This is a genomic window from uncultured Thiodictyon sp. (assembly GCF_903828115.1).
GTDB lineage: Bacteria > Pseudomonadota > Gammaproteobacteria > Chromatiales > Chromatiaceae > Thiodictyon.
This window is the reverse complement of sequence record NZ_CAIKKU010000134.1, coordinates 1-2,905: the sequence shown is the minus strand read 5'-3', so window position 1 is coordinate 2,905 and position 2,905 is coordinate 1. Positions and strand designations below refer to the sequence as shown.

Annotated in this window: 6 protein-coding genes; 3 read left to right on the top strand and 3 right to left on the bottom strand. The window is 68.2% G+C overall.

Features of this window, described 5'->3' with window-relative positions:
• Positions 1 to 212 precede the first annotated feature (212 nt).
• From QZY48_RS05140 to QZY48_RS05130, 3 genes are read left to right on the top strand one after another with little or no spacing between them, the layout of a single operon-like run.
• Positions 213 to 365, top strand: a complete 153-nt coding sequence (locus QZY48_RS05140; RefSeq protein ID WP_295428606.1) for a hypothetical protein — start codon at positions 213 to 215, stop codon at positions 363 to 365.
• Positions 366 to 416: 51 nt separating this feature from the next.
• Positions 417 to 794: a hypothetical protein gene (locus QZY48_RS05135; RefSeq protein ID WP_295428605.1), complete on the top strand. Its 378-nt coding sequence runs from the start codon at positions 417 to 419 to the stop codon at positions 792 to 794.
• A gap of 18 nt (positions 795 to 812) precedes the next feature.
• Positions 813 to 1,796, top strand: coding sequence for a GNAT family N-acetyltransferase (locus QZY48_RS05130; protein ID WP_295428603.1), 984 nt, complete (start codon positions 813 to 815; stop codon positions 1,794 to 1,796).
• A gap of 36 nt (positions 1,797 to 1,832) precedes the next feature.
• On the opposite strand, the gene QZY48_RS05125 is transcribed toward QZY48_RS05130, so the two are convergent.
• The 3 genes from QZY48_RS05125 to QZY48_RS05115 form a co-directional block, all read right to left on the bottom strand.
• The gene (locus QZY48_RS05125; protein WP_295428601.1) at positions 1,833 to 2,159 is read right to left on the bottom strand and encodes a type II toxin-antitoxin system RelE/ParE family toxin; all 327 of its coding nucleotides are present in this window, start codon (positions 2,157 to 2,159) and stop codon (positions 1,833 to 1,835) included.
• The gene (locus QZY48_RS05120; RefSeq protein ID WP_295428599.1) at positions 2,156 to 2,449 is read right to left on the bottom strand and encodes a type II toxin-antitoxin system Phd/YefM family antitoxin; all 294 of its coding nucleotides are present in this window, start codon (positions 2,447 to 2,449) and stop codon (positions 2,156 to 2,158) included. The genes QZY48_RS05125 and QZY48_RS05120 overlap by 4 nt, the downstream gene beginning before the upstream one ends.
• A gap of 164 nt (positions 2,450 to 2,613) precedes the next feature.
• Entirely contained in the window at positions 2,614 to 2,757 is a 144-nt protein-coding gene (locus QZY48_RS05115) for a hypothetical protein (protein WP_295428597.1), read from the bottom strand.
• Between the last annotated feature and the right edge of the window lie 148 nt (positions 2,758 to 2,905).

Sequence of the window (2,905 nt, the reverse complement as noted above, 5' to 3'; positions counted from 1 at the left end):
GTAATCGTGGTCGGATTATTCGATTACGACAACGACAACGACAAAGACAACGACAGAGTACACGGGATCTCGGTCACCACATCAGTTCTGATCGCACCCGCGCGGACCGCCCCGCCCCCGCTGCCCTGGACCAGGGTCACGCCTTCCAACGTCTATCGCTCACATGAAAATCGCCATCGCCACCAAAGGCCGGGGAGGGCTTTCGCCGCCGCATGGCCAAGCAGGGGGTGGATCTGCTGCTGACCGGCGAGCCGGACGCCGACCGCGCGCTGCGCTCGGTGCTCAGCGGCGAGGTCCTGCCCGACCCCGGCTTCGATCCCAGCATGCTCCTGTGCCGCCTGCGCGACCTGTTCTCCAAGCATTAGCGGGGTACAATCGCCGCTTCCAACCAGTTGTTCACCAAAAGGCGGCCGATGATGAAAACCCCCCTCCCCCTGGCGACACTCCTGTCCGCACTCCTGGTCGCCCCCCTGTTTGCCCAGGACGCCGCGCCCGCGAAGTCGGTCGGGGACCTGTACAAGGAACGCACCGCGCTCAGCGGCAAGCAGGTGACGCTGCACGGCAAGGTCGCGAAGGTCAACAACCAGATCATGGACCGCAACTGGGTGCACCTGCGCGACGGCACCGGCGACACCGCCGACGGCTCCAATGACATCACGATCACCACCATGGATACCGCGAACCCGGGCGATATGGTCACGGTCGTCGGCACCCTGGTTGTCGACATGGATTTCGGCTCGGGCTACAAGTACCCGCTGCTGATCGAGAAGGCGACGATCACCAAGGCCCCCTGAGCCGCCGGGCCCGCCCCCATGCCCCGGGTCCGCGACCGGGACGACCCGACCGAGCGCTACAACGCCGACCTGGCGGACTGCCTGGCCGCGGTGCCCCTGTTGCGGCCGGCGGCCCCGGGCAGCCCGGCGCAGCGCCGCCTGTGGCGCGCCTGCGAACTGTGCACCTATCTCGAGTACCGGTTCGACGCGGCCCCGGACCCGCGGTCCCTGACGGACGAGACCATCCACGACTGGGCGCGGCGCGGGCTGACCGACGGCGAGGTGCCGGGGGACCCCGCCGACCTGTTGGGCTATCGGCCCTACTGGCTGGTACAGGACGGCACCTGCCTGGGCACGGTCGCGGTGATGGTCCGGGACCTCGGCTGGGGCCAGCCCTGCCTGTGGATCGCGAGCCTGTATCTGTTCCCGGAAGGGCGGCGCAGCGGGTGCGGCACCCGGGTCATGGCGGCGCTGGAGGGGGCCGCCCGCCACCTGGGGCTCGGGGGCCTGCGCCTGGAGACCGCCTGGCCCTGGCAGGGCGCGGTGCGCTTTTATCTGCAACAAGGCTTCTGGGTCGCGAACTGGAAGCACGGGCTGAGCCTCGTGCGTTATTTTGCCGACCCGCCCTACCGCATTCGGCACGACGAGGGGCGGATGGCCTTCGTCGTCGGCGCGGCGAGGGCGGACGGTGCACGGATCGCGGCCCGGCGCCGGGGCGACACCCTGATCTGGGAGGAGCACGCACCCGTCGGGAACGGCGACGACGCGGACGCGGACGCCGGGGAACCGGAAACCCTCGCCTCGCCCGCCCCGACCTTCGCCCTGTGGCTCGCCGTCTGCGGCTGGCCGCTGATCCGCGGCCCCCAAGAGTGGGAGCGCCGCTACCACTGGTCGGACACCGGGATGCCGGAGGGACTGGCCTACAAGATCACCGTCTTCGAGGGTTATGCCCGCCGCTGCGGCTTCCGGGTCGACACACCGCGGATTCCCGGGTTGGTGTATCCGCCGTGGGAGGAACTCTGAACCGTAGGGTCCGCTGCGCGGACCAAGGCCCCTGGCTCAGATGCGCACCAAACGCTCCAAGAGCAAGGCGGTCAAGCTGCGGCGCCCGTCGAGCACCGCCAGCACCAGGACCCGCTCGCCCTGGACGCGGTAGACGATGCGCCAGGGGCGCTCGATGATCTCCTGATAGTGAAGGGTGCCGACGGCGCGCAACTCCGGCACCACCCGCCCGCGCTCCCGATGAGTCGTCAGCGTCGCCGCCCGGGACTCCAGCCGCTCCAGCACCGCCAGGGCCTTGTCCGCACTGTCGCGCGCAATGTAACGGATGATCGCCTCCAGGTCGCGCCGGGCGGTCGCCGTCCACGCGACCCGCACCCCACTCATTGATCGCGCTGCGACTCGATCGCAGACGCCTCCAGGCTGGTACGCAACGCCGCGAAGACCTCCTCCTGGGGGATGAGACGCCCCTGGGCAATGTCCGCCTCGCCCTGCACCAGCAGCTTGAGCATCAGCAGCCCCTCCTGTTGCAACTGGTACTGCGCATAGTCCTGGACCACGGCGCTGGCGCGGCCGTTCTGGGTCAGCACCAGGACACCCGGCTCCTCGCGCATCCGCGCCAGCAGCCGACTGGCATCGGACTTGAACGCGCTGAGGCTGATGATGGAGTCAGTCATGGTTGGCACCCTTATTCGGTCTGAATTCAGGCTTGCAGTCTAGCACAGCGGCGGACCTTGGCCTGAGTGGACATCCCTGAAGACGGCGTGTGCAACTCAGTCCCGCACCGGCCCTGGATCGGCTAATCCCGGATGGGTAGAGCGAAGCGAAACCCATCGCTACCCTAATCCCGACTCAGTGCCTCGAACGGCCGCCACTTGAGCCCGTCGAGCCGCGCCAGGGTCTCCCGCCGACGGGTCTCGCCCACCTCCCGGAACGACTTGATCAGGGCCAGCAGGGTGTCGACCAGGTTGCATACCGACCCCAACGAGGTCGAACATACCAGCCCAGGGCAACGCCCTGGGTTAGCGTTGTTTTTCGGTCCAGCCCTGAAAGGGCGTGACATAACGGCGGGGTTCCTTATGTCACGCCCTTTCAGGGCTGGGGTCTGCTATCCGTCATACCCAGGGCGTTGC

Bases quoted from the DNA above. Each gene is read 5' to 3' on its own strand.
- QZY48_RS05140 (WP_295428606.1), top strand. From the start codon at position 213: ATGGCCAAGCAGGGGGTGGATCTGCTGCTGACCGGCGAGCCGGACGCC.
- QZY48_RS05135 (WP_295428605.1), top strand. From the start codon at position 417: ATGAAAACCCCCCTCCCCCTGGCGACACTCCTGTCCGCACTCCTGGTC.
- QZY48_RS05130 (WP_295428603.1), top strand. From the start codon at position 813: ATGCCCCGGGTCCGCGACCGGGACGACCCGACCGAGCGCTACAACGCC.
- QZY48_RS05125 (WP_295428601.1), bottom strand. From the start codon at position 2,159: ATGAGTGGGGTGCGGGTCGCGTGGACGGCGACCGCCCGGCGCGACCTG.
- QZY48_RS05120 (WP_295428599.1), bottom strand. From the start codon at position 2,449: ATGACTGACTCCATCATCAGCCTCAGCGCGTTCAAGTCCGATGCCAGT.